At 74.1% G+C, this 2382-nt stretch carries 3 protein-coding genes; 1 reads left to right on the plus strand and 2 read right to left on the minus strand.

The window, feature by feature from the left end; all coding sequences use genetic code 11:
• The coding region (locus ACFE60_RS18825; RefSeq protein ID WP_375390376.1) for an NAD(P)/FAD-dependent oxidoreductase at positions 1–872 on the plus strand (872 nt) is incomplete at its 5' end.
• Between the two features lie 6 nt (positions 873–878).
• Here the strand turns inward: ACFE60_RS18825 and ACFE60_RS18830 are convergent.
• Positions 879–1544 carry a sortase domain-bontaining protein gene (locus tag ACFE60_RS18830; protein ID WP_375390377.1) on the minus strand — a complete coding sequence of 222 codons (666 nt, stop codon included), beginning with the start codon at positions 1542–1544 and terminating at the stop codon, positions 879–881.
• A 2-nt stretch (positions 1545–1546) separates the two neighbouring features.
• The coding region (locus ACFE60_RS18835) for a DUF4397 domain-containing protein (RefSeq protein ID WP_375390378.1) at positions 1547–2382 on the minus strand (836 nt) is incomplete at its 5' end.

Here is a 2382-nt window from a genome sequence, read left to right on the forward strand (position 1 = left end):
CCGTCGAGCTCGACCTCCCTGCCGGCGACCGGGTGATCTACTTCCGCACCTTCGCCGACTACCGGCACCTCCGCGCGCTCGCGGACGACCGGCCGCACGTCGCCGTCGTCGGCGGCAGCTACATCGGCACCGAGATCGCCGCCGCCCTGGTCCAGAACGGCTGCCGCGTGACGCTGGTGACGCCCGACTCGGTGCTGCGGGAGAAGGTGCTGCCCGCCGACCTCGCCCGCACCTTCCAGAGCTGGTTCGAGGACGCCGGGGTCGAGATCGTGCCCGGCACCCGGATCGCGTCCGGCAGCGCGACCGACGACGGGGTCGTGCTCACCACCGAGGCCGGCGGCACGATCGAGGCGGACGTCGTCGTGCTCGGCCTCGGCATCGACCCGAGCACGGCGCTCGCCGAGGCGGCGGGGCTCGCGGTCGACGACGGCGTCGTGGTCGACGAGCACCTGCGCACGAGCAGCCCTTCCGTCTACGCCGCCGGCGACGTCGCGAGCTACCCGGACGCGCTGCTCGGCAGGCGCCGCATCGAGCACGTCGATCTGGCGCGCAAGCAGGGGCGCGCGGCCGGGCGGACGATGGTCGGCGACGAGACGCCCTTCACCTACACGCCGTACTTCTACTCGATGGTGTTCGGGCACCGGTACGAGGCCGTCGGCACGCTCGACTCGAGCCTCGAGACGGTCGCCGCCTGGGCCGAGCCGCAGTCGAAGGGCACCGTGTACTACCTGGACGGCGACGCCGTGCGGGGGGTGCTGCTGTGGGGCAACTCCTCCGACGCGGAACCGGCGGCGCGGGACGAGGCCAGGGCGGTGCTCGCGGAGCCCGGTCGGTGGTCCCGGGAGCAGCTCGCCCAGCGCCCGCTCGCCTGACCCCGATCAGGCCTTGGCTGTCGCGAAGACCACGAGGTTGTCCGTGTAGGAGTGCGCCACCGGGTCGAACGGCTCGCTGCACGTGATCAGCCGCAGCTGCGCGTCCGGCGTCGCGCCGTAGACCTGCGCGCTCGGGAAGAGCGCCTTCTGCACGACGTGGCTGTCGTCGACGGCGAACCGCACCGAGCGGTCGTCCGACAGACGCACCTCGATCAGGTCGCCGGGGCGCAGCTGCTTGAGCCGCTCGAACACGGCCGGGCCGAGCACCGTGTCGAGGTGCCCGACGATGACGGCCGCGCCGATGTCGCCGGGCACGACGCCCTTCGCCCACCAGCCGGCAGTGTCGGCGTACTCGGGTGCGACGAGCACGCCTCGGGAGTCCTGCTGCAGCCGCTCGAGGCGGGTGTCGACGCCGATCCGCGGGATCAGGAGGCGGACGGGGCGCGCGGTGCTCGCCGACGGCACGTCGGCGACGGTCGGGTCCTGGAGGCCGTCGGTGCCGCCGCGCTCCCTCCGTCGCTCGGCCGCGGTGAGGCCGGCGACGCGGGCGCGCTCCGCCGCGACCTCCGCGGCCGCCGCGCGCTGCTCGACGACGCCGTGCCAGGTGACCGCCGCCCCGCCGCCCATCGCGAGCAGCAGGACGACGACGACCGCGGCGACGCGGAGGCGCACGGTCAGCTGCTCGCGCCGACCCCGTCGCGGCGACGCGCCATCGCACCGAGGGCCACGGCGCCACCGAGCGCGGCGGCTCCGGCGAGCAGCAGCGCGAGCTGCGTGTCCCCGTCCGCGAGCCCGCCTCCGCCGGCGGCGAGTGAGCCGACGGGCGTCTCCGTCGCGGCCGCGCTGTCGAGCGCCGGCGACACGGTCAGGTCGCCCTTCGCGTCGTCGATGACGAACAGGGTATGCGAGCTGCCCGCGGAGAAGTCCTCGCTGAGGGTCTTCGTGTCCGAGCCGGCGGACAGCTTGATCGAGTTGGAGCCGGCCGACACGGTCGCGTACTTGGAGACGTCGCCGAAGGAGGCGCTGCTCGCGATGTCGGTCGAGCCGGCGGTCGCGTCGACGGAGTCGTGGGTGACGGACGCCTGCACGATGCGCACCCGGGAGTCGCCGCCCGCGACCTCGTCCAAGTCGTCGGTGAACACGGTCGTCTTCAGGTCGGCGTTCTTGCCGATCGCCGCGAGCGTCTCCGCCTTGCCCGCCGAGATCTCGACCTGTCCGCTGACGACCGGCGTCGCGTCCGGGTCGTTCTTCCCCGCGGGGACCATCGCGAGGGCGTAGGTGCCCTGCGGCAGCCGCATGTACTTCGACACCGCGCCGTACCCGACGTTCTGCAGGCGGAACAGCGTGACGTCGCCCGAGAGGCTCGACAGCGTGATGTTGACCGCGGCGGTGTCCGGCGACATGTGCGCGAGGCGGACCCAGCCGTCGCGGGAGGCGGCCGTGGCGGGCGCGCCGGGAACGGCCGCGAGCGCCAGGGCGGCCACGGCGACGGCGAGCAGGGAACGGGTGT

It is taken from the genome of uncultured Amnibacterium sp., assembly GCF_964245895.1.
In the GTDB taxonomy this organism is placed as follows: domain Bacteria; phylum Actinomycetota; class Actinomycetes; order Actinomycetales; family Microbacteriaceae; genus Amnibacterium.